Annotated in this window: 29 protein-coding genes; 23 read left to right on the top strand and 6 right to left on the bottom strand. The window is 66.8% G+C overall.

All coding sequences use genetic code 11. From position 1 onward, the window contains the following. Positions 1–40: 40 nt before the first annotated feature. Positions 41–1,885 (top strand): phage portal protein, encoded by a 1,845-nt coding sequence (locus J0695_RS11445; protein WP_206961811.1) that lies wholly within the window; start codon positions 41–43, stop codon positions 1,883–1,885. A 113-nt stretch (positions 1,886–1,998) separates the two neighbouring features. Here the strand turns inward: J0695_RS11445 and J0695_RS11450 are convergent, their stop codons facing one another. Both J0695_RS11450 and J0695_RS11455 read right to left on the bottom strand, forming a co-directional pair. Next, positions 1,999–2,472: a nuclear transport factor 2 family protein gene (locus J0695_RS11450; protein WP_206961812.1), complete on the bottom strand. Its 474-nt coding sequence runs from the start codon at positions 2,470–2,472 to the stop codon at positions 1,999–2,001. 98 nt (positions 2,473–2,570) lie between these two features. Continuing rightward, positions 2,571–2,927, bottom strand: coding sequence for a DUF6233 domain-containing protein (locus J0695_RS11455; protein WP_206961813.1), 357 nt, complete (start codon positions 2,925–2,927; stop codon positions 2,571–2,573). 67 nt (positions 2,928–2,994) lie between these two features. Between J0695_RS11455 and J0695_RS11460 the strand changes: the two genes are divergently transcribed. Next, on the top strand, positions 2,995–3,342 hold the full coding sequence (locus tag J0695_RS11460; protein WP_206961814.1) for a DUF8825 domain-containing protein: 348 nt from the start codon (positions 2,995–2,997) through the stop codon (positions 3,340–3,342). 343 nt (positions 3,343–3,685) lie between these two features. Here J0695_RS11460 and J0695_RS11465 read toward each other — a convergent pair whose 3' ends face one another. Further along, positions 3,686–4,393 carry a hypothetical protein gene (locus J0695_RS11465; protein WP_307798561.1) on the bottom strand — a complete coding sequence of 236 codons (708 nt, stop codon included), beginning with the start codon at positions 4,391–4,393 and terminating at the stop codon, positions 3,686–3,688. Then, on the bottom strand, positions 4,390–5,538 hold the full coding sequence (locus J0695_RS11470; protein WP_242552518.1) for a hypothetical protein: 1,149 nt from the start codon (positions 5,536–5,538) through the stop codon (positions 4,390–4,392). Before J0695_RS11470 ends, J0695_RS11465 begins: the two co-directional genes overlap by 4 nt. A 392-nt stretch (positions 5,539–5,930) precedes the next feature. Between J0695_RS11470 and J0695_RS11475 the strand changes: the two genes are divergently transcribed. The 15 genes from J0695_RS11475 to J0695_RS11540 all read left to right on the top strand — a co-directional run bounded on the left by J0695_RS11475 (position 5,931) and on the right by J0695_RS11540 (position 15,155). After that, entirely contained in the window at positions 5,931–6,596 is a 666-nt protein-coding gene (locus J0695_RS11475; RefSeq protein WP_206961816.1) for a hypothetical protein, read from the top strand. 143 nt (positions 6,597–6,739) lie between these two features. Next, complete coding sequence (locus J0695_RS11480; RefSeq protein WP_206961817.1) at positions 6,740–7,150, top strand: head decoration protein; 411 nt, start codon at positions 6,740–6,742, stop codon at positions 7,148–7,150. A 10-nt stretch (positions 7,151–7,160) separates the two neighbouring features. Further along, positions 7,161–8,207: a major capsid protein gene (locus J0695_RS11485; protein ID WP_206961818.1), complete on the top strand. Its 1,047-nt coding sequence runs from the start codon at positions 7,161–7,163 to the stop codon at positions 8,205–8,207. Between the two features lies 1 nt (position 8,208). Then, positions 8,209–8,517: a hypothetical protein gene (locus J0695_RS11490; RefSeq protein ID WP_206961819.1), complete on the top strand. Its 309-nt coding sequence runs from the start codon at positions 8,209–8,211 to the stop codon at positions 8,515–8,517. Further along, complete coding sequence (locus J0695_RS11495) at positions 8,510–8,722, top strand: hypothetical protein (protein WP_206961820.1); 213 nt, start codon at positions 8,510–8,512, stop codon at positions 8,720–8,722. The genes J0695_RS11490 and J0695_RS11495 overlap by 8 nt, the downstream gene beginning before the upstream one ends. 63 nt (positions 8,723–8,785) lie before the next feature. Continuing rightward, positions 8,786–9,118 carry a hypothetical protein gene (locus tag J0695_RS11500; protein WP_206961821.1) on the top strand — a complete coding sequence of 111 codons (333 nt, stop codon included), beginning with the start codon at positions 8,786–8,788 and terminating at the stop codon, positions 9,116–9,118. A 4-nt stretch (positions 9,119–9,122) separates the two neighbouring features. Continuing rightward, positions 9,123–9,941: a phage minor capsid protein gene (locus tag J0695_RS11505; RefSeq protein WP_206961822.1), complete on the top strand. Its 819-nt coding sequence runs from the start codon at positions 9,123–9,125 to the stop codon at positions 9,939–9,941. 131 nt (positions 9,942–10,072) lie between these two features. Then, positions 10,073–10,330, top strand: a complete 258-nt coding sequence (locus J0695_RS11510; RefSeq protein ID WP_206961823.1) for a hypothetical protein — start codon at positions 10,073–10,075, stop codon at positions 10,328–10,330. Further along, positions 10,293–10,814, top strand: coding sequence for a DUF6879 family protein (locus J0695_RS11515; RefSeq protein ID WP_206961824.1), 522 nt, complete (start codon positions 10,293–10,295; stop codon positions 10,812–10,814). The genes J0695_RS11510 and J0695_RS11515 overlap by 38 nt, the downstream gene beginning before the upstream one ends. A 33-nt stretch (positions 10,815–10,847) precedes the next feature. Next, positions 10,848–11,696 (top strand): helix-turn-helix domain-containing protein, encoded by an 849-nt coding sequence (locus tag J0695_RS11520; RefSeq protein WP_206961825.1) that lies wholly within the window; start codon positions 10,848–10,850, stop codon positions 11,694–11,696. A gap of 62 nt (positions 11,697–11,758) precedes the next feature. Beyond that, positions 11,759–12,190 (top strand): hypothetical protein, encoded by a 432-nt coding sequence (locus J0695_RS11525; RefSeq protein WP_206961826.1) that lies wholly within the window; start codon positions 11,759–11,761, stop codon positions 12,188–12,190. Positions 12,191–12,345: 155 nt separating this feature from the next. After that, a complete protein-coding gene (locus J0695_RS45620; protein WP_372445748.1) occupies positions 12,346–12,762 on the top strand; it encodes an ATP-binding protein in 417 nt (138 codons plus the stop codon). 147 nt (positions 12,763–12,909) lie between these two features. Then, positions 12,910–14,034 carry a radical SAM protein gene (locus J0695_RS11530; protein WP_206961827.1) on the top strand — a complete coding sequence of 375 codons (1,125 nt, stop codon included), beginning with the start codon at positions 12,910–12,912 and terminating at the stop codon, positions 14,032–14,034. Next, the gene (locus tag J0695_RS11535) at positions 14,031–14,198 is read left to right on the top strand and encodes a hypothetical protein (RefSeq protein WP_206961828.1); all 168 of its coding nucleotides are present in this window, start codon (positions 14,031–14,033) and stop codon (positions 14,196–14,198) included. Before J0695_RS11530 ends, J0695_RS11535 begins: the two co-directional genes overlap by 4 nt. Positions 14,199–14,288: 90 nt before the next feature. Next, complete coding sequence (locus J0695_RS11540; RefSeq protein ID WP_206961829.1) at positions 14,289–15,155, top strand: GNAT family N-acetyltransferase; 867 nt, start codon at positions 14,289–14,291, stop codon at positions 15,153–15,155. Between the two features lie 1,295 nt (positions 15,156–16,450). Here J0695_RS11540 and J0695_RS11545 read toward each other — a convergent pair. Continuing rightward, positions 16,451–16,840, bottom strand: a complete 390-nt coding sequence (locus tag J0695_RS11545; protein WP_206961830.1) for a hypothetical protein — start codon at positions 16,838–16,840, stop codon at positions 16,451–16,453. A gap of 159 nt (positions 16,841–16,999) precedes the next feature. Here J0695_RS11545 and J0695_RS11550 point away from each other — a divergent pair, with 159 nt between their 5' ends. Then, positions 17,000–17,233 carry a hypothetical protein gene (locus tag J0695_RS11550; protein ID WP_206961831.1) on the top strand — a complete coding sequence of 78 codons (234 nt, stop codon included), beginning with the start codon at positions 17,000–17,002 and terminating at the stop codon, positions 17,231–17,233. A 440-nt stretch (positions 17,234–17,673) separates the two neighbouring features. Continuing rightward, complete coding sequence (locus J0695_RS11555) at positions 17,674–17,880, top strand: hypothetical protein (RefSeq protein ID WP_206961832.1); 207 nt, start codon at positions 17,674–17,676, stop codon at positions 17,878–17,880. 48 nt (positions 17,881–17,928) lie between these two features. Here the strand turns inward: J0695_RS11555 and J0695_RS11560 are convergent, their stop codons facing one another. Further along, positions 17,929–18,303: a hypothetical protein gene (locus J0695_RS11560; RefSeq protein WP_206961833.1), complete on the bottom strand. Its 375-nt coding sequence runs from the start codon at positions 18,301–18,303 to the stop codon at positions 17,929–17,931. 263 nt (positions 18,304–18,566) lie between these two features. Here J0695_RS11560 and J0695_RS11565 point away from each other — a divergent pair, with 263 nt between their 5' ends. Genes J0695_RS11565 through J0695_RS11580 form a run of 4 tightly spaced genes read left to right on the top strand, consistent with a single transcriptional unit; the run spans position 18,567 to position 20,243 of the window. Continuing rightward, entirely contained in the window at positions 18,567–18,989 is a 423-nt protein-coding gene (locus J0695_RS11565; RefSeq protein WP_206961834.1) for a DUF6093 family protein, read from the top strand. A 3-nt stretch (positions 18,990–18,992) separates the two neighbouring features. After that, on the top strand, positions 18,993–19,409 hold the full coding sequence (locus J0695_RS11570) for a DUF6093 family protein (protein WP_206961835.1): 417 nt from the start codon (positions 18,993–18,995) through the stop codon (positions 19,407–19,409). Further along, complete coding sequence (locus J0695_RS11575; protein ID WP_206961836.1) at positions 19,406–19,846, top strand: hypothetical protein; 441 nt, start codon at positions 19,406–19,408, stop codon at positions 19,844–19,846. Before J0695_RS11570 ends, J0695_RS11575 begins: the two co-directional genes overlap by 4 nt. Beyond that, entirely contained in the window at positions 19,806–20,243 is a 438-nt protein-coding gene (locus J0695_RS11580) for an HK97 gp10 family phage protein (protein ID WP_206961837.1), read from the top strand. The genes J0695_RS11575 and J0695_RS11580 overlap by 41 nt, the downstream gene beginning before the upstream one ends. Positions 20,244–20,371 lie beyond the last annotated feature (128 nt).

Below are 20,371 nucleotides of genomic sequence, written 5' to 3' on the forward strand. Positions count from 1 at the left end.
CTGATCATGGCGGGCGCGGGGGTGCTGCTGGAGGCCCGCGGTGCGCATCCGCGATGTTGTGATCGACGTCTGGTCGTGGCTCAACTACAAGCCCGTCATGGCGAACCCCCGCAAGCCGGGTGGCCCGCTCGCCGAACTGGCCTCCACGTGGGTGCCCGACGAGGACCTGCGACGCCTGTCCGCGTACAAGCTCCTCGCCGCGTACGACCAGGGGCAGGCCGGTCAACTCGCAGCCGCCTCGACGGGGGATGACACTGCCCTGGGGCGGCGGGAGTTGGGCGACGCCTCGAAGCTCATCGAGACGGTGCTCGGCTATCTCCTCGGCACGGAGCAGACCATCATCGTCCCCGGCGCGGAGCACGCCGACGACGAGCAGCCCCCGGCCGGCGCAGTCGAAGCCGCCGAGGCGCAGGAGCGGCTGCGGAAGTGGGCGGAGAAGGAGCTCCTGGAGCTGCGCATGCAGCAGACGGAACGCTCAGCCGTACGGTGCGGTGACGCCGTCTACACCCTGGCCTGGGAGCCGTCCAAGGGGCGTGCCCTGCTGCGGAGTTACGACCCTGGGTTCTACTTCCCGGAGTGGCCCGAGGACGGGGAGATGGACGCCGCCGAGTACCCGCGGCGCGTGCACTTCGCATGGGACCTCCCCGAGGACCAGGCCAAGGGCCTCAAGGCCCGCGTACGGAGGATCACGTACGAGCTGGGCCCGATCGGCGCGGCCACGAAGCCAGGGGCCACGAAGGACGGCATCCCCCGCCGCGAATGGATCTACGGCACCGGCGGCGATCCTGTCCTGATCGTCGGCGACAAGGTCAACGCCGACACCGGCACGATCAGCCGCACCTACCCGTGGGCGCCCGGCAAGCCGTCCGGGATCACCTGCTACCTCACCGACGCGGAATGGCTCCTGGAGGACCTCAAGGGCAGTCACACCGTCTACACCCTCCCCGAGGACAAGGCCGCATTCCGGGTGCGCTCCGACGGCGAAGTCCTCGAACGCCTCGACCTGATGGTCGACTTCATCCCCGTCGTCCACATCACCAACAGCATCCCTGAACCGGGGGAGCACTGGGGGCGGCCCGCCCTGGCCCCGATCCTCCAGGGCCTCGACGAGTTGTCCGCCACCGACACCGATGCCGCGGCCGCCGCAGGAACCACCGGCGCCCCCGTCGTGTCCGTCTCCGGTGCCCGCATCGGCGTGGACCGCACAACCGGCCAGCCCAAGCCGCTCGCCCTCGCACCCGGCTCGGTGTTCCAGCTCGCCGACGGCGGACGCATGGACGTCCTGAACACCGCCCCACAGCTCGCCGAGCTCCGGGAGCGTACGGATCACCTGATCGACCGGATCGCCGTGAACTCCCGCGTCACCTCGGCCGGGCTCGGCACGCTTGACCCGACCGCCCTGCCGTCCGGCTACGCCCTGCAGCTCGCCCTCGGCCCCCTCGACTCCCTTGTGGGCTCAATGCGGCTCGCCCGTGCCCACAAGTACGCACTGCTGTTGCGCATGGCCACGCGCCTCCATCAGGCCGGCCAGGTGTGGCCCGCCGGGGAAACGCCCAGTGCGCGGATCATGTTCGGCCCGCACACCCCCACCGACCGGGCCGCGATCCTGGAGGAGGTCGTCAAGGCCTACGAGGCCGGGATCATGTCCTTGGAGACCGGGGTGCGGATGCTCATGGATGCCGGATACCCCGTCGAGGACGCCCAAGAGGAGATCGACCGCATTCAGGCGCGTGCGTTCGCCGCGGCCGGGCTCCTCGCCGACGCCACTGGGGACAACGCGGTCGTGCGCGAGTTCCTGGGGCTGCCGGAAGTGGACCTGGAGATTGGGCCCGTCCCACTGGTGCCCGAACAAGCTCCTCCGGGGAGGGAGCCCACAGTGAACTGACCGGCAGGCGCGCATTACGCGACTGGAGATCCCGGAAGCTCTGGATCATGGGGCCCCTGCGTCGGTACTCGCGCGCTAGGGGTCTGTCCGGCCGAACATGTGTCGGCCGCGCTTCAGATCGCCTCGTCGTCGTACGGGGGTCCCTGGCTCGGCGCCATAGGGGCCAAGTCAAAGGGACGCACCACATTGCGACGTGCGATCCGCCATCTCCCGTCCTCGCGGCGGTATTCATCCTCGTAAGTGCCACCTCCTGCGATCCAGCGGCCGTCGCGCAGCTGAACGAGCACCACTACGTCCGAACGCCCGCTCGTAACTGGACCGCCCAGGTCCACCGTGTGGTTGGCCGTGGCGTGCTGCATGACGGGGAATGCCTGCCACTGCTGCTCGACCGCGCCGCAGATGGCTTGGATCCCGCTGAATATCCTGTCGGGACTGGTTGCCCAGACCGCGTCCGCGGTCCAGACGGCTTCCCATCGCACTCGATCGCGGTGATCGGCCCCTATGCAGTAGTCGTAGGCCAACCGATGCAGTGCCAACTCGGTTTCCACGCGGTCCAAACGAGCAGCAAGATCCTTGATGTGCGTCATGTGCGTCAAGCTACCGACGCAACGCGCGGGCCGTTGTCCAGCCGCCAAGGAGGGCCAGAGCGCGAACCGGCGTCGGCCCGTGAGCCGTCTTCGCCGACTCAGTCGACGATGCCGAGCGCAGTGTCCGGGCGGCACACGACGCAGGCCGTGACGCTGCCGTCCGTGAGGGCGCGTCGAGCCGCTTCAGGGGTGGTCGGCCGGGTCCCGAAGTCGTCGGCACGTGCGAAGCAGTCCTCTGCCCCGTGAACCACTGGAGGCAGGTTGCCGATGCTCCGGTCGACGACCCATGCGGCGGGAGCGGGCGGCGCGCTGGGGCGAGGGATGGGCGTCTTGCGCGCCTCGGCCCTCTCGCGTTCCTCGGCGGCCTTGATCGCCTCCTGGATGCTGCGGAGGTAGACGTGCCCCCATGCCTCCAGGACCCGGAGGCGGGGCAGGTCAGGCGGCAGCTCGAACATGCGTGCGAGTGTAGTGCTGAGGCGAGTCTTCGCCGTGCGGTAATCGAACAGGAGTACTATCCGCTCCGTGCCCGATGACTACGACTTCCCCGACGATCTCCGTGCCGCGCAGCTCGCCCTCCACCAGGCCCAGGCCGAGCAGCTGACCTTCGCCGCGACGCTCCCCCTGAGCGCCGAACCCATGGAGGCGATGGAAGATCCCGCGCACTGGTACCGCCGCAACCACCCCAGACCCACATCGCCCGGATACACCCCAGAGCAGGCCGCCGAGCTCACACGGATTCGAGCCCTGGTCCTTGAGCTGGCGACGTCGGTGATGACTCACCCGTACTGGGCAGGCCTCTCCGGCTCGGACGTGGTCACTGCCCGGATGGCCCTCAAGCACGCCCATGAGCAAGACAGCGCGGCTGCGTAGCTGTACCTCGCGGGAGTGGATTGCCTGCTGTCCAGGAACCGGTCCCGCGCGCAAGGACGTCGCCGCCAACATGGCAACGATGGCGAGGCAGCAGATCACGCGGCCCTGGGTAGGCTCGGACTCCTGTGCGTGGAGATGACCGCCCTGGACGAAGCGACGGTAAGGGGCCGCGGCGCAGATCATCGCGGACCTGTGGGAGTTACCAGGGGTCGGCCATCTCTGGCGGATCCCCAGCCTCGGCCCACACCCTGGCTCGAACACCATCGCGTTGAGCTGGAGCCAAATGGCTGGGATCGCGGTCAGTTGCTGCTGTTCGAGCACCCTTGAGGGGTTCGTTGACGGCTCACGAGCCTGCCGAACCGTCGCAGACGTCTTCACCATCGATCTTCGGGACGCGGTCACCGCAGGTGATCATCTGCCAGTCCAGGCGGAGCGAGTAGGCGTCGGAGCCGAGCCGGTAGTCGATCCATACGTGATCGATGCGCCCGCCACGCTGGTCTGTCTTCAGGACGAATAGCAGTTCTTGAAAGCTGTTGGATTGCTTGTCCTGGTCGGAGCATTTCTGGTCAATCACAGTTCCGGCACCAGCAGGTGCCAGGTTGCCAAGCATGTTCACGGTGCTGAGGTGCGGCGGGCGGCCGATACCGCCGCCGACGTAACCGCCACGTGTCGGATTCTGGCGCTGCTTGGCCGTGACCGTCCTCAGCTCGGCGGAAACTCCGGCTGGTTTGACCGGCTCCGAATAGCGAATTCCTTCGACAGTGATCTTTGCGCCGCTGGTAGAGCACATGAGGTAGGAGCCGAAGGTCCCGTACCAGGTTGCTTTGTCCTGTGGGGCGAACATGCTGGTAGTACCGACGTCAGTGTGTGACTGCAGGGGGCCGGCTCCGTTGGCATGTTCCAGCCTGCTTTCGTGCCAAGGGGCACGCCACACCACGGCGGCCGCCATCACGGAAATCACAGCTGCGCCGATCAACAAGCGGCGGGCCCGCGGGGCGAGCCGCCCCCACCTGTTGGCGGGGGCGGACTCGGCAGGCTGGTTGCCTGTCACAGTTCCTCTTCGATGCGGTCGTAGAACTGCTGGACCTTTCCGGAGAGGCCGGGCTTGTCCGTGTCGCCGCACAGCGAGTCGTGGGCCTTGTCCATCTTGTAGTTCAGCTTCGAGGACGAGGTGTAGGCACGGGAGGTGCTCAGGTCGATGCCGATGACACTGCTGATGTCGACGCCTGTGCCGTAGCTGTACGCCTTTCCGGTGGTCTTGGACCACGTTCCGGCAGCGTAGTTGAAGCCGCACTTGCTCGTGGAGAGCCAGTTGGGAGGTGTCCCGGTACCGGGCTGACCGGTCTTGAAGACACCGGTCTCGCTGGTTGCCTTGACCTGCTTGTTGATCAGGATGCCGCCGCAGGACCTCGTGTAGGTGACGTAGCGCACCTCGACCTTGTACTGCTGGTTCCAGAAGGTGCTGGGGTCCCAGTCAAACGAGACGGACTTGGAGGTGGCGACCGAAGTGCTGCCGGAGGCTTTCCATGTAGTGCCGTTAGTCGACAGACCGGCCCCGAAGGTGATCTCCGAGCCGCTCTGGTGGTTCAGCCACGCCGACCCACGAGTCGTGCCGTACCCGGGTGCGGCGGGGTACCCAGTACCAATCTGCGCCATCGCGTCGTGGTAACCACCCTTGGTGGTTATGCACTGCTCAGATCGAGTCTGGACTGGCGAAAATGACGACGCGACTGCGGCCGTCGCCGCGTCAAGGTGCGTAGTAACTGACGGCGGTGCAGAAGTTGTTGCGGAACGAGCCTTGGCGTTGTTCAGCTCGGCGGAAGTGAGCGGATCCTTCCAGGCGCCCCCGTCGAGCCGGGCGGACTGAGTGGTCCAGGTGTACTTGTTCGACTTGGCATCGAAGATCTCCAAGTCGAAGGAGACGACCCCGTTGGGGCCGATGAACTCGGCCGGGATGTCAGCGGGGTCCACCTTCACGGTGAACGTGCTGCCGGCGGTGGTGATCGTGTCGCTCCCCGAGGGGAGCGACAGGGCGGGTACTTCTGCGCCTTCGGCCACGGCGTCTACCTGGTCGGCGGTCGCATCCGCCTGGAGGCGGAATTGCGCACCGGTGAGGCTGACGGCGGAGTCGACCTGCCCGGTGAATGCGACCTGCGTGGTGTCCGAGGCGAGCGCGGGCACGGCAAGAGACCCCATAACCCCGGCCACAGTCAATGCTGCGGCCACAACGGTTCTGTACGACATAATTCCCCCCATTTTGCGACTGTGCGAGAAGGTCGATCCCTGCACAGGTTGATCTGCGGCGAGAAACATAGCCCAACGCTTAAGGAATTCACAGGTTCTTTTTCTGTTATTAATGCATCACTCTCTGTGTATCTCTGGTAATGCGCGATGACAATGGGTCATATTCCGAGTTCTTGGGCGAGTTGGTGGTTACAGGCCTGCAAATGGCCCGACGTGTAAGACAGTTACCTCCCTCAAATGCCAAAAGGGCCTTGAGGAGTGGACCTCCCAAGGACGGCTTCCGAAGTGATCTCGTTTGACTACACTGGCTGTTGGCGCGGGGGCGCTCGTGACCCGGAGGACTCGTGTCTCGCCTACTGCCCCACCCCCACGCTGTGCTCGGCTTCCGCAAGGACGGCCGGCCCATCCACCCCATCCTCGGCGCGTCCGAGGGAGACCCCTCCAGCGACCCGTCTCCGCAGGGCGGAACGACGGTGGACCAGGACACGCTGTCGCGGCTCTTGGCCCGTGAGAAGCAGCAGGGGGAGCGGACCGGGATCAAGCAGCTGCTGGAGGGCCTCGGCTTCGAGAAGCCCGAGGACCTCACCCAGTTCGTGGCTGCGCAGCGGGAAGCGCAGACGGCGGCCCTGTCGGAGATCGAGCGGCGCGAGCAGGCGGCGACGCAGCGGGCGCAGGAGGCAGACCAGCGGATCGCGGCGGCTTCCGCGCGGGAGCGGGTGGCGCAGCGGCGTGCGGCTCTCCTCGGTCTCGGTGCGCTCGGCGATGACCTGGTAGACGCGGAGGCCCTGCTGCGTGCGGCCGTGGCGGATGACGCAGACGAGACCGCGGTCACCGAGGCTGCCGAGGCGCTGAAGGTGCGGCGTCCGACGCTGTTCGGTACGCAGCACCAGGAGTCGGCCCCGGCTCCTGGCGGCTCCCCGGCCGGTGGCGGCCCCAAGCGGTCCACCCCAACGCCGCCCGGCAAGGCCGGAGTTGACATGGCCCGCAGGCGCGGGTACATCTCGGAGTGATCACCTTCGGGTGATCGTCAAGGACCCATCCCACCGGCGGGCCAAGGCCGGACATGGGGACCACGCCCCTACCTCAGCTCGTGGACGGCACCACCACCCGGTGAGTGCGCGGGAATCCGCAACGTCCATGAGAGGTAGGGGCTTTGTCCATTCAGCCCATCTCCAGTTCGGCTACGTACACGGCCGACCGGTCGTGGCTCGCGTCGCTTCACGGCACCGACTCCACCGACACCGTCACTCTCGACGTATCCAAGTTCGTCGCGGGCACCCACTACGTGGCGTCCACCGACCCGTACCAGCCGTACTCCCGCTTCAAGTCCGGCATCCCCGTGGGGCGGATCACCGCCTCCGGCCTGTACGGCCTCTACACGGTCGGCGCGACTGACGGCACGCAGAACCTCGCCGGGTTCGTCTTCGCTGAGGCCCAGTTCGCTCCCGGACAGACGAAGGTCCCCGCAGCTCTGCTGTGGCACGGCTCCGTGATCACAGCGAAGCTCCCGATCGCCGTCGTCACCGTCGTCCCTTCCGCCACCGCCCAGATCCGCTTCGTCTAAGGAGGCCGCTATGACCATTCAGGACCTCCTGAAGGACGTCACCGCGCACGACCTGACCACCTTCGCCCGCGCCATTCCGACCAAGGAAGACTTCCTCCTCACCAAGGAGGTCTTCCCGGCACTGAAGCTCAACACGGTGCTGTGGAAGGTCAAGGACAACGGCAGGTACGTCAACACCGCCAAGTACCGTGCTTACGACGCGTCCGTGCCGTTCGCGACCCGCGAGGCGTGGTCCAACACCCGTCAGGGCCAGCTCCCTCCGATGGGTCAGAAGCTTGTTGTCGGCGAGCAGGAGCAGCTGCTCCTCGAAGCTGAGCGCGGCGCGGACACGGACCGGATGCTGGAGCTGCTGTACGACGACGTGGAGCGCCACGTCGAGGCGATCCAGTCGCGCCTGGAGCTGGCCGCGGCCGATGTGCTCCTCGACGGGAAGCTGTCCATCAACGAGAACGGGTTCATCACGGAGGCCGACTTCGGGATGCCGGCGGGCAACCGTCCTACGGCCCCGGTGCCGTGGTCCGACCCCGCGTCCGACCCGATCAAGGACGAGCTGGGGTGGCTCCAGTACCTCGACGACCTCGGCGTTCCGGAGCCGGAGTTCGTTCTCACGTCGAAGAAGGCGTACTCGTACCTGGCGAACAACCAGGCCTACCGGGCCGCGTACTACGGCAGCGTGTCCCCGTCCGCGACGCCCACAGCCACGCTGAACCCGCAGCAGGTCCAGACGGTCCGGGCGAACTACTCCCTGCCGCCGGTCCGGTTCTACAAGGCGCAGGTCCGCGTCGACGGGGTGTCCACGAAGGTCCTTTCCGAGGACAAGTGGATCTACATCCCCGGTGACCGGAACAAGTGGGCCAACGTCCAGTGGGGTCGTACCTGGGAGTCCCTGAACCTCCAGGGCGTGAACAACCCGACGATCGTCCGCGAGGACGCCCCCGGGCTGGTCATCACCCGAGGTGTGCAGGACGACCCCGGCCAGATCTGGACCAAGGGTGCCGCTGTCGCCATGCCGGTCATGCACACCCCGGACGCGCACCTCGTGGCGACGGTGATCTGACATGGGCCGACGACTGGCGACCGCTGTGCACGTGGAGCACCCGCTCACCCATGAACGGGTCGTTCTCCAGCCCGGTGACGAGCCCGACGAGAGCCTGACTACGGCGATCACCAACCCTGCGTGCTGGGAGCCGGAGGAGTTCGACGAGGCCCTGGCCGAGGATGCCCCGGAGCCGGAGCCGGAGCCGGAGCCGGAGCCGGAGCCGGAGCCGGAGCCGGAGCCGGAGCCGGAGCACGAGGCCCTGATCCCGGACGAGGCGGCCAAGCCCGTCCGGCGCAGGGCCGCCAAGAAGGCGACGGACGATGCGTAGGTTCGTGCTGGAGCGCACCGTCGACCACTCCGGGGTGTCCGGTACCGGAACGGTGGTGGACGGCGTCGAGTTCAGCAACGGGCAGGTCGTCATGCAGTGGCGTGGCCCGTACCCGTCCGTCGTGATCTGGCCGGACCTGGATATGGCCATGACCGTTCACGGGCACGGCGACGACACCCGAGTCCGTTGGCTCGACCCCAAGTGATCAGCCCTGGGAGGCCCGGCACCCGAAGTGGTGCGGGGCCTCACTCGTACGAAGGAGCCCCGCGTGGATGAGACCGTACGGGCTTGGCTGCTCGCCCAGCTTGGCCCCGCAACCGACCCGACCGACCTCGACACCCGGTACGCCAGGCTGCGCACCGCGCGGGCGGTCGCGCTCGAGGTACTGGTCGAGCGCCGGGCCCTGATGCTCGCCGAGCCGCTGCGTGTGACCGTGGACGGGGTGGTGACCGTCGACCAGACCAACAACCTCACCGGCACCGAACGGCAGATCGCCGGGCTGGCCGACATAGTGGGCCCGGACGAGACGACGACCGTGGGCGGTGACGGCGTGCCCGACCTGGTGGCGGTCCCGCTGGTGCCCGTACGGCGCAGGTGGTGACCGGGTGCCGTACGACTGGCCGCCCCTGACACCGGGCGATCCCGATGTGGTGGCCCGACGGGTTGCTGCGGTCCTTGAGGACGCCTGGCAGCGTCTCGCCGACAAGCAGGCCGTGGTGATCACGTCGATTGTCGCCCGGTGGCGGCTCCCGTACGTCCTCCAGACGTTGGAGGAGTTCAAGACCGGCATCTCGGATTTCCACAGCCGTGTGGATAACGAGGCGCAGGCGTTCGTACGGCGACAGCTGCCGTACCTGTACGAGCAGGGCGCCCAGGCCGCGGTCCGTGCTGCTGGCGCGGGCCCGTTCGGTTGGACCCAGCCTCACGCCGATGCCCTTCAGTCTCTTGCCTCCGACTCGTATGGGGACTTCCTGCGCCGGTCGCAGGAGGCGGAGCGGATGGCGGAACGCTGGTACCGGGCAGCGCGCGCCGCCGCCCGCGAGGAGGTCCCGCTTCTTGCCGCGGGGAACACCACAGCGCGCCAGGCTGCGAAGAACCTCGCTGACCGGCTGGCCGCGCAGTCGCTGACGCACGTCGTCTACCGCAACGGAGCCCGCGTGCCGGTGAGGGCCTGGGCGGAGGCGGCGACGCTCGCGAAGTCGGCGGTGGCGTACAACGCGGGCACCCTCAACGTGGCCAGGGAGGCCGGCGTCGGGTATGTGGAGGTCTTCGACGGGATCGGCTGCGGATGGACCTCCCACCAGGACCCTGACCTCGCAACCGGCACGCTCCGCACCGTGGACGACGCGGCGTCCTGGCCGATCTCCCACCCGCGGTGCCGTCGGGCGTTCGGGCCCCGGCCGGATGTTCCCAACCCTGCCTGACCAACTGGCCGGAAGTGTTCGTAGGCGTAGCCGGTCGGACAAGTCACGTGCCAGAGTTGGTTGTTGGGTGAGAGATCGTCGAAGTGTTTGTTCTGCAACATCGCGCAACCATCTAGACGCGGGAGGCAGTCATGGCACTAACTTTCATTGGGATCGATCCGGAAACGGGTGGGGGCAACTGCCCGGCTGTGTGGGTAGACACCACTCCGGTCGAACCCGACCTGATCTTCCAGGGCTACGTGGCCGACGCGGCGACGCTTGCCGAGTGCGAGCAGAAGAGCCCGCGACCGGACAATGAAGCGGTAATCCGAGTGCCGGCACGAATGGTGCCGCTGATCAGGGAGGCGTGCAATGCCGCCGAGCGTGCCCAGCTTCGATCAACTGCTTGACTCCGCAGAGCACTCCGCTGTGCATTTGGAGATGCGCGACCACTATGGCGTCGACGAGGAGAGGGATGTTGTCGACGCCTGGCGGGCCGATGGGAGCGTCCCCGCGTACGACTCAGAGTTCTGGCGTCCGTGGGTATCCCTGGTCGAGCGGACTGTCGCGCGCGGTGTCGTCGTGCGCCGTGCCCGCATCGTGTCCGAGCCGGTTACCGAGTACGTCCGCTTCGAGCATGCGATCACCGGTGCCAACCTCCAGGCTGGTGAGGGGGTCCGATGGCTCCCAAGGAGTCAGGCCTCTGGTGTTGCGCTACCCGGCAATGACTTCTGGCTGATTGACCGGCGCGTCGTGCGGTTTAACCTCTTCTCCGGTGACGGCCACGCGCTCGACCCACTGATGTGCGCTGAGGCCGCCGTCGTAGGTCTGTGTGCAGACGCATTCGAAGCGGTGTGGGAGCTCGGCACTCCGCACGACGAGTACAAGGTCTGAGACGTCGCACACGCATCCCGGGACAACTGCCTGATGAACGCTTCGCCCTCGTCCGCCGCTCAGGCGGCCCGCGAAGGTGTCGCCGCGCGCCTGGTGGACCTGCGTAGGACAGCTGGGCTGAAGGGCTATGAGGTAGCTGCCCGGTGCGGCTGGCACAAGTCGAAGGTGTCGCGGCTGGAGAACGCGGTGACGCTGCCGACCGATGAGGACATTCGGAGGTACCTCGCCGCGTGCACGGCCCAGGAGCACGTTGCTGAGCTGATCGCCAAGACCCGTGTCGCTGACCAGATGTATGTCGAGTGGAAGCGGATCCACCAGACGGGCATCAAGCGGCGCCAAGAGGTCGACGTCCCGCTCTACGAGAGCACCCACTTGTTTCGGGTGTACTGCTCGAACGTCGTGCCTGGTTTGCTCCAGACGCAGGGGTACGCGGAGTCTCTGCTGACGTCGATCAGCGACTTTCAGGGCACGCCGAACGATGCGCCGGCCGCAGCCGCGGCCCGCCTCGCGCGGTCGCACGTCATCCGCGACGGCGATCACCGCTTCGTCCTCCTCGTTGAGGAAGCGGTGTTGCGGTACCGCATTGGTGGCGCGTCTGTGATGGCTGGGCAGTTGGGCTACCTGCTGGAAGTGATGTCGCTGCCTTCAGTGGCGTTCGGCGTGATTCCCTTCGCGGCACACCGGAGGATGTGGCCGTTGGAGACGTTCATGGTCTTCGACGACGAGCGCGTGCAGGTGGAGAACCTGTCGGCGGAAATCAACATCACTGTGCCGGACGAGGTGGGGGTCTACGTCAAGGCGTTCGCGGCAGTGCAACGCATGGCCGTGTACGGGCCTCAGGCGCGGGCGCTGATCACGGCCGCCATCGACGCGCTCGGGTGAATCGGCGCAACTTCGTAGAACTTCATTGAGGCTCAAGTGGCCTGCTGACTAACGTCGTTGGTATGAATCAGGCCGACATCGAACCCCCATCCGAGGGGATTGCCTGGGCTGATACCGCCGATGCGCGGCTGGTCGACGGTAGGGCCATCAAGGCGAACTATGAGGGTGCTCTACGGATGCCCAGGACGGTGCCTTCGGAGCAGGAACTGTGTGCGGCTACGGATCAGGTGACCGCGGACATTCGCGTGCTCATTCCCCACGCGGAGCGCGTGCCTACAGAGCGGCGGTCTCCGCAACTGATCGGTGCGCTGAGCGATGCGGAGCAACTGTTGCTTCCGTGGAATCCGGCGGACGGTGAGGCTGGCGCCCGTACACGTATGGCGCGTTGGGTGCACCTTCGAGCCTTGGCACGCGTGAGCCGGGTGCTTCTCAAGCAGCACCAAGCGCAGCTACGCGGTCCCGGCGTGATGGGCACGGTGGGGATGGAGTGGTGAGCTCACGAGCCGCCTCAGCGTCCGAGGCCATCTCTCCAGTCAGGGGCGAGTGGTCGGCGAGCCTGCCCTTGATTCACAGGTCCGTAGGGCTCAGCCGTATCAACGCCCGGCGCTGGATGACGCTGTGCTCCTGGCAGGGTGACGTGGAAGTCGCGATGCTCGTGGTCAGCGAACTGGTGACGAACGCGATCAACCACGGCTATGTGGTCGGGCATCTTCTGGACCTGCGGCTGGCCATCCTTGAGGACGGAAGCCTCCTCGTGGACGTGTCCGACCCCCTGCCTGACCCTCCTGATTTCGGAGCCGTCTGTTTTCCCGGTGAGGACGAAGAGCGGGGCCGCGGCCTTCGGCTGATCCGGGAGCTCGGCGCGGACCTCTGGTGGTTCCTGAGACAGGAGCGCGGAGGGAAGACCGTGCGTGCCCACATCCCCGCACCTGGAACACCGATCCGTACACCCGCGAGATCGGCTGACAGCAACCGGTGCACATCCAGGAGGTACGCCCATGGCAGCCAACCTGCTCCCGCCCCGGCCCTCCCCGTTGATCGAGCCGCGCGCCGAACAGTGCCCTGACTGTTCCGGGAGCGGGGCAAACCCCAAGACCGGCGGGGTCTGTGATGCCTGTTACGGGCTGGGGGAGATCTACTGCCTTGCCTCCAGCCGCACTCCGTACGCACCGATCAATCACCGAACTCGCCTCACGGGACAGAGGACCACCCAATGACCCACGCGCTGATCGCCAGCCCGTTCCTCGACGGTCATCTGCTGCTGCGCCCCGGTGCCCGCTCCGGAGCCCGCATACCGGCTGGCCACTATGAAGAGATCGCGAGCGCCGTCGCCGCCTGCGAACGACTGCCCGCCTGGGTCGCCGAGACTGCCGCCTCCACCTGGGGGCTGGACCTTGCCGGACAGTCAGCGGAAGGCACGGTCCTGGTCCGCGAGAAATCGGCCTACGGGTACTGCCGTGCGTCGTGGGAGATCAATCTGGGCTGCAACTTCGGGTGCAAACACTGCTATCTGGGAGAGCGCCCGTTCTCCGGCCTTCTGTGGGACGACAAGGTGCGGTTACTCGAAATCATGCGCCAGGCCGGCGTCCTGTGGCTCCAGATCACCGGCGGCGAACCGACCATGGACCCGCACTTCCAGGGTGCCTACCGGTACGCCTGGCAGGCCGGAATGATGCTGACGATCTCCACCAACGGTTCCCTGCTGTGGCGGCCCGACCTGCTCCGTCTCTTCACGCAAAACCCGCCGTACCGGCTGGTGGTGAGCATGTACGGGGCGAGCGAGGAGAGCTTCGACGCACTCACCCAGCGGCGCGGTGCGTGGAAGTCATTCCACCGGGGCATCACTGCGGCCCGCAACGCCGGACTGCCACTGCGGATCAACGTTGTGGTCACCGAGGACAACGCGCACGAGGCCGACGCGATGGGCGCTCTCGCCGAACAGTGGGGGATCGAGCATCACGCCTACACCAACATGACGCCCACGATCTACGGCGGCGGCGAACCCCTCCTCGCTCAGTCCGCCGACCACCTGCGCCAGCGGAAGACCTTCGCCGGATGCAACGCGGGACACACCTTCTTCCACGCCGACCCGCACGCGAAGGTCTCGATCTGCAAGGTCGGCCGCGACGACCAGATCGACCTCATGGCTGAAGGCGCCGACGGTCTCCTGCGCCTCGGCGCAATCGCGGACCGTCTCATGCTTCGCACCGGAGGGTGCGAGGGCTGCGCCCTGTCCGGAACCTGCCGGGTCTGCCGCCCCCTGGCCAAGCACTACCAGGAGGCGAAGGCGCCGCTGCACAGTTACTGCCAGCACGGAGACAAGGAGCACGCCTCATGACACCCCGCCCGGTACCGGTGCAGATCCTCAGCGGCCCTCCGCCGGCCAGCCGCCGCCCCGCGCCGCCCATATCGACTCTGAAGGTCACGACCGTCGGTGACCTCGACACGATCGTTGAGAGCGCCGAGTGCTCCTGCGACGCCGGAGACGACAACCCCCACTGAGAATCCGCCCACCGACACATTGCGCTCCAGCCCTGGCGGGCATCCGTCGGGGCCGGAGCCCCTTGCTTCCAAGCCGCTAAGGTGCCGCACATGTTCTTCCGCTGGGACTGGCTACGCCCCGTGCTGACCGCGCCGGTTGTGCCCACCCTCGGCCCTGTCCACCCCCATGCGCTGACCGTCGACCTCTTCGAAGACACGCTGACCGCTGCCGCATACGATCGGTACTTCCTGCACTACGACAAAGACCGCCGCTGGAGCATGGAGAAGAACGAGGTGGTCCTGCCTCGCGACGTGGTGCACGAGCGCGATCAGACACTCATCCCCACGCTGACCCGCCGAGGCCGCGGCGTCGTCAAGGTCTACGCGTACGGGCACCGGGGTGACATCCTCGACCAGGCCGCCGAGCTTGCCGCGAAGCTCGCAGCCCTCCATGGCGTGGTCGGCGCGAGGGTCGTACGACCGCTCGGACCTGAGACGGTCCCGCGCGGTGTCCGTATCCAACTCCAGGACTTCACCGCCCGCTCCTGTCCCCGCCCTGCTGGGCCCGTTGATGTCCTCTCGGCCTGGCCGGATGCTGTGCAGAGCACCTTCGCCGTCTTCGCCGAAGCGATGTCCGCCGACGGACTCGCCTTCCTCCATTCCCAGATGCAGGCAGGACGCGGCGGCCCGGTCCTCACCGCCGTTGACAAGAACAGGGTCGTTGGTGCGATTGGCCCCATGGAGATCCACCCCGATGCGATCGGCGCACGCCAGCTGATGCCCCAGTACTTCGCGGTTCTCCCCGAGATGCGTGGCCGGGGCCTCGGCCGCCTGCTGTGGCGTGCCGCCATGCACTGGGGCCAGGCGAGGGGAGCGGCCTACCAAGTACTACAGACCGAAGTAGGGGGCCCATCCGATCGGCTCTGTCGCGCCGAAGGGCTAACGACGCTCGGCTTCACACACACCGTAGCTGTCTGAAGCCTGGCTATATGTGCGCCAGCGTGTCAGTGCTCCGCGCTGCTGTGGCAGCTGCCGCTACAGGAGCGAGTGCGATGCGCCGGCGAGAAACGGCTGACCCCCTCGATGCGAACTACCGGCCTCAAGGTCGCTCAGGTCTCCTCGCCTGGTCAGCCGGGCAGTGAGGATCAATTACGGTCGGTGTTGGTCGGAACGGTTGCTGTATTTCTCTGCTGTACAGCAGCACCTGAGTGATTATTGGAGTGTGGCTGAGGAATTGTTGATCGTCTCGACTGAGCGTCTGGGGTGGCCGCTGCCTCGTCGCGGCTGGCGACGGGTCTTCGACCTGCTGCCGTGGGAGTCGCAGACTCGGTTCGTCTACGAGATCGACCCCGAGGAGCCCACGGCGACCTGTCACCTGCAGCCCGGGCCAGAGCGAGTGGCACTCTGTGGTTACCAATGGGAGGGCTTGATCGCGGTTCCAGGTGGGCGGACCTGGCATTCGTTGGGCGATTGGCTGAAGTGCGAGATCTGCGAGGAAGAGGTAGCAGCCCGCCGGGGCGGGGCGACCTAGTCGAACAGGACTCGGATTACGGCCCTCGCTCCGGTGGCGATCCCTCTCAGGGCACCGTGGTAGAGCGCCTCCATGATCCCTTCTGCAGCGAATTCTGCTCCTTCCGCGCCGATGTCCAGCCCGCTGGCCTCCGTACGACACCGCTTCGGTGTGCACTTCCTCCGCAGCCTCCCCAGGCGCCAGCGACCGACCATCCGCTGACCGCACGTTCCGCAGGTTTTCTTGCGCGGACTCACGGCGCCTCCAATGGTCTTCCTGTACGCATCATCGGGCAACGTCAGAGGGTGCGCATCCGGACGAGGTCGGTGGAGCGAGCGACGGGAATCGAACCCGCGCCCTGAGCTTGGGAATCGCAGGGCGATCAAGGGGTGTTCTGGCTCTCGCCTGCGCTGATGTCGTCCGGCGGTCGCCTCGCTGACCGGGGGATCGTCCTGCCGTTCCCCGGGGTTCCCCGATCCATCGGGCACGGATCGGGCACGTGCAACCTTCTGATTCCTTGCCCAGCGTAGATCGTTCATGTGGGATCGTTCCGGCTGCTTCCGGCCTCTATGCGTCGCTTCTGGTGGAACTCGTCCTACCCGAGCAGCCATGATCAAGATCCTCGGTGAGGCAAACGATCGGATCCTCGCGGTTGCCCAACATTGCAGATTCATCAATGCATTGGTCGCCACCCGGAGCTGCCGCTCCCGGATCGGCTACCGCCGGGTGTGGTGCCACCACACGCCGGACTGGGCACACTGATCTACTGGGCGGACACCTTGGTGAGCGCCAGGGACCACGACCCATCCGGAAGGCTGAACTCCACCTTCCCTTCGCCGCGCGCGTAGAGCTGGACACCGGAGACCTCACCGATGCCACGCTCATCGATGTCCAGGTAGACGAAGTCGCTGCCGCTGCTGTCGACGAACTCCCATTGGCCGTGCAAATCTTCGGGGTCGGTGTGCGCGTCTGTCGACAGATCAGTGGCGGTGAATGTGCCGTCGGAATCGAGCGTGATCTCGCCGCCGGTCTTCCCGTTGCGGTACACGCCGGGAAGCTCGTCGGGGTCGACCGAGTGCGCACACCCTGAGATGAGTACCGAAGCAGCGCCCAGTACTGCGACGAACCACCATCCGACTATCCGCCTGCTCATCCCGCCCCCTGATCATCACGGCCCCACGGCTCAAGCATGCTGTACTTGCCGAGCTAGATCTTGAACTCGTTCAAAACGCATGTCAAGCGTGAGTGGGTGTGACTTGCTTGGTCGCTTCGTGGGGCTGATCATTTTTCCGCTGCGGTCGGCTCTGGGCGCTTGGCGACCTTCGTGGTGTTCTTCCATGGTCGCAAGATGGGTCCGGCATTGGTCGCAGGAGCGTGCCTCGCGCTTGGCCTGTGGGCCGTCCGCTACCTCGACAACCTCACGTCACCCGCGCCCTTCAGCCCGAGGAAGTCCGCCCTCCAAATCGCGATCCTCCTCTTGGTGGCCATTGCGGTGGGGATGAACGTGCCGGAGCTGAGTGATCTGGCACGGAGACTGGCAAGCTGAGGCCGGCTGCGCGGCTTTGGCCGGTGTCCTGCCTGGTTTGGGGTCGAGCATGATCAGGGGGCCGTACGCTCGCCGGCGACTCGGGCAGGCTTCACCCCTGCCCGCAATGTGACCGAGTGGCCCCCTGGTCTTGCTCGACGCGGGACCCGAACCGGGGAGGTGGGCAAAGCCGTGGAGCCGACCGCCCCGGCCACGACAGGCTTCCCCACTCCTCAGGGCCGCGCCGGCTGTCCGGCTGGTGCCCCCACGGTGGGTGAGCGGGCCGTGTGTACGCCCGGGAAGCAGGCTGCTTCGGACCGCATGTCTCCGTCGCCGCCCCGACGATTTCGCCGCCGGACCTGACGAGTACGGCTGTTTACTGGGCTGGTTGGAGAGCTGAGGGCGATCATGCCGGATAGCCAGGGGCTCCCACTGAGGAGCAGGTTGGCCAGGCTCTTAACGTGGCGGTGCATGGCTCGCCGAACGCACAAGTCAACCTGGTCACCTCACAGGCCAGCGGCCAGGTACAGAGCTCGATCAAGCAAGGGTCTGAGGCGCCGCCGGAGCCTGGTTTCTGTACCACCAACTGCCGGATCGGTGCCATTGTGGTCGGCGTGGCGACCACCATCGGTACCGTTGTCGCGGTGATCACCTACGTGAAGTCGTAGGACACGGCTGCACGTGTTCAGGCGGTCGGTGGAGTCTCAATGGGCAAGTCAAGACGACCCTGCCGAGTCATCTGTGATGAGGAACGCTATCCACTCGACTCCGGGGACGATGAACTGAGCCCCGGTCGTTGCAGCGGCGATGCCCTCGAACTCGAAGCGGCGAGCGTCAGCGTCGATCATGCGCCAGCCTCGCGCGAGCTTCCATGCGGCCTCAAGGGTGTTGAGGAGAGCTTCGGCCGCGTTGTCCTGGTTGAGCGGCGAGCTCAGGCGGACCTCGGCGAGCTCTGGGATCTTCCAATAGCGGCCGTAGCTCTCGATCTCCATGGGGTCGCCCAACAGGTTCCGCATGCGGTCCACCAGCCGTTCGGCCTTGCGTCGATCGCGGACCCGCATGTAGCAGTGCCAGTGGATCGACGTGAACATGGGCAGACCTCCGAGGTCAGTGAAGGCTTAATGGCCGAATCAAAGGCAGGGGGTGGTCCGCAGGGTATCGCCAGGTGTGTGAGGTGTGCTGGTCCATTACGCGGCTTGGGCGACGGGCGGATGGAGGGTGAAGAGTCTGCCGTCGCGCAGGAGTGCCCATAGGACATCGCCCCGCCGGCGGGCTGGGTTCTCGCCGGTTGTGCCGCACCATCCCCGGCTCATGCTCCAGGGGTGTGTCAGTGTCCCGCCCTACGCTGGAGTGCATGACAACACCAGTCGGGGGACTGCCGCTTGAGAGCGCCCGCCGGGTGGTGGAACAGCGTGTCCTCACCGACACGGTGAAGATCTTCATCCCTGGCGTCTTCAACCCCGACACGTTCGAGCAGACCCCGGACACGATCATCTGGGAAGGCCCCGGTGCAGTCCTGCCCGATCACGGGGCGGACGTGACCGTACGGCTCACCGACGGGCAGGGCACACCGGTCGGCACGAGCGGCCGGTACCGGATGCTCACCCCGATCAGCGCGCCGAGCGCCACCGCCGAGCACCGCATCACCCTGACCGCCTCCAAGGACCCCGATGCGGTGGGGCGCATCTGGACCCTGGACAGCGTGGAGCGCACCAGCACCCCCGTGGTCCGGGTGAGCTGGCTGAAGTACGACACCACCTTGAACAACGGGAGTTGACCCATGCTGCTCGACATACCCGCGACGATTGCCCAGCTGGAGGGGCTGCTCGTCGACACGGTCCGGATCAGCCGTCTCTCCGGCGCACCCATCGACCCTGACACGGGGGAGCCCGTGCGGGAGATCGTGTACGAGGGACAGGGCGCGCTGCTCTCCACCCACGGGCAGATCACGGCCACCCAGATGACCGGCGTGGACTGGGCGGGAGAGTCCGCGGCCTGGTACCAGCTCCTGACCCCGCTGACCGCGCCTGTTGCTGAGCCCGGCGACCAGGTCGAGGTCATCGGAGCAGCCGACACAACCTCGGTTGCGGTAGGCCGCCTGTGGTACGCCGAAGCGCGAACGCAGGCTTCCACCTGGGAAGTTGTGCGCGTAACGCGGCTCGATGAGCAGGGCGGCAGCGTAGGGGCGATGCTGTGACCGCACACGAACGCGAGGAGTCGGGTCTTTGCCGGTTGCGGGTCACCCCGAATGCGGTAGGCGCCGCAATGGTGCTCGACGGGGTCGACGTCTCGCGGCACGTGGCCGCGTACTCCCTCCAGCAGGCGGCCGGGGAACCGTGCACCGCTGTCCTGCATTTGAGCCCCCGCGCCGGCGCGGAGTTCGACGGGTTGGCGCGGGTGGTCGTCGGCGAGGCCCCCGACCCAGGACCTGCCGCGGCCTCCTTCCTGGAGGCGATCGACGGCCGTGAACTGGAGCGGGCCGTGCTGACCCGTCATGATCTACTGGACGGGCAGCCGCAGGAGCTCACCAGGGCCATGCTGCGGTTGCTCATCGAATGGGCGCGTGGGGACTGGGCCGGATGGGAGTCCTCTGATGCCGTCACCACTGAACCCGCACCCGAACGCGCATCCTGACGCGGGCGCGTACTCCAACGGGGCGCAGATTGCTGCCGCCTTGGACCGCTGGGCGGCGCTGACCCTGCCGCGGGCGGTTGTCGCGGTGCGGCACTATGCGATGCTTCTGGAGACCCGGATCAAAGCGCACGCCTCTGGTCGTCCGGGGCCGAACGCACCAACTGGCGACTACCGCAGGAGCTGGACGCACAGCGTGCAGACCTCCGGCGATGCGGTCGTCGGCATCGTCGGCACGAACAAGCCGCAGGGCCGCCGCCTGGAGTACGGGTTCGTCGGCCAGGACTCGCTGGGGCGCACCTACAACCAGCGCCCATACCCGCACGTCGGACCGGCCGTTGAGGAGATCCGCCCCCTGTTCCTGAACGGGATGAGCGAGATCGCCGAGGCCGGCGAGTGAACGGCGACTTCACCGCGGACCTCCACCAGGCCGTGGCCGACGTCTGCCAGCGCCACGGCCATGGCCTGCTGTCCCGGCTGATCATGTGCGCCGAGGTCGTGGACACCGACGGGGATCTTGGGCTCCTC

This window comes from Streptomyces beijiangensis, assembly GCF_017315755.1.
GTDB classification, from domain to species: domain Bacteria; phylum Actinomycetota; class Actinomycetes; order Streptomycetales; family Streptomycetaceae; genus Streptomyces; species Streptomyces beijiangensis.

Bases quoted from the DNA above. Each gene is read 5' to 3' on its own strand.
- J0695_RS11450 (WP_206961812.1), bottom strand. From the start codon at position 2,472: ATGACGCACATCAAGGATCTTGCTGCTCGTTTGGACCGCGTGGAAACC.
- J0695_RS11570 (WP_206961835.1), top strand. From the start codon at position 18,993: ATGCTGCTCGACATACCCGCGACGATTGCCCAGCTGGAGGGGCTGCTC.
- J0695_RS11520 (WP_206961825.1), top strand. From the start codon at position 10,848: ATGAACGCTTCGCCCTCGTCCGCCGCTCAGGCGGCCCGCGAAGGTGTC.
- J0695_RS11535 (WP_206961828.1), top strand. From the start codon at position 14,031: ATGACACCCCGCCCGGTACCGGTGCAGATCCTCAGCGGCCCTCCGCCG.
- J0695_RS11525 (WP_206961826.1), top strand. From the start codon at position 11,759: ATGAATCAGGCCGACATCGAACCCCCATCCGAGGGGATTGCCTGGGCT.
- J0695_RS11485 (WP_206961818.1), top strand. From the start codon at position 7,161: ATGACCATTCAGGACCTCCTGAAGGACGTCACCGCGCACGACCTGACC.
- J0695_RS11530 (WP_206961827.1), top strand. From the start codon at position 12,910: ATGACCCACGCGCTGATCGCCAGCCCGTTCCTCGACGGTCATCTGCTG.
- J0695_RS11490 (WP_206961819.1), top strand. From the start codon at position 8,209: ATGGGCCGACGACTGGCGACCGCTGTGCACGTGGAGCACCCGCTCACC.
- J0695_RS11565 (WP_206961834.1), top strand. From the start codon at position 18,567: ATGACAACACCAGTCGGGGGACTGCCGCTTGAGAGCGCCCGCCGGGTG.
- J0695_RS11470 (WP_242552518.1), bottom strand. From the start codon at position 5,538: ATGGGGTCTCTTGCCGTGCCCGCGCTCGCCTCGGACACCACGCAGGTC.
- J0695_RS11560 (WP_206961833.1), bottom strand. From the start codon at position 18,303: ATGTTCACGTCGATCCACTGGCACTGCTACATGCGGGTCCGCGATCGA.
- J0695_RS11495 (WP_206961820.1), top strand. From the start codon at position 8,510: ATGCGTAGGTTCGTGCTGGAGCGCACCGTCGACCACTCCGGGGTGTCC.
- J0695_RS11515 (WP_206961824.1), top strand. From the start codon at position 10,293: ATGCCGCCGAGCGTGCCCAGCTTCGATCAACTGCTTGACTCCGCAGAG.
- J0695_RS11580 (WP_206961837.1), top strand. From the start codon at position 19,806: ATGCCGTCACCACTGAACCCGCACCCGAACGCGCATCCTGACGCGGGC.
- J0695_RS11545 (WP_206961830.1), bottom strand. From the start codon at position 16,840: ATGAGCAGGCGGATAGTCGGATGGTGGTTCGTCGCAGTACTGGGCGCT.
- J0695_RS11540 (WP_206961829.1), top strand. From the start codon at position 14,289: ATGTTCTTCCGCTGGGACTGGCTACGCCCCGTGCTGACCGCGCCGGTT.
- J0695_RS45620 (WP_372445748.1), top strand. From the start codon at position 12,346: ATGCTCGTGGTCAGCGAACTGGTGACGAACGCGATCAACCACGGCTAT.
- J0695_RS11455 (WP_206961813.1), bottom strand. From the start codon at position 2,927: ATGTTCGAGCTGCCGCCTGACCTGCCCCGCCTCCGGGTCCTGGAGGCA.
- J0695_RS11510 (WP_206961823.1), top strand. From the start codon at position 10,073: ATGGCACTAACTTTCATTGGGATCGATCCGGAAACGGGTGGGGGCAAC.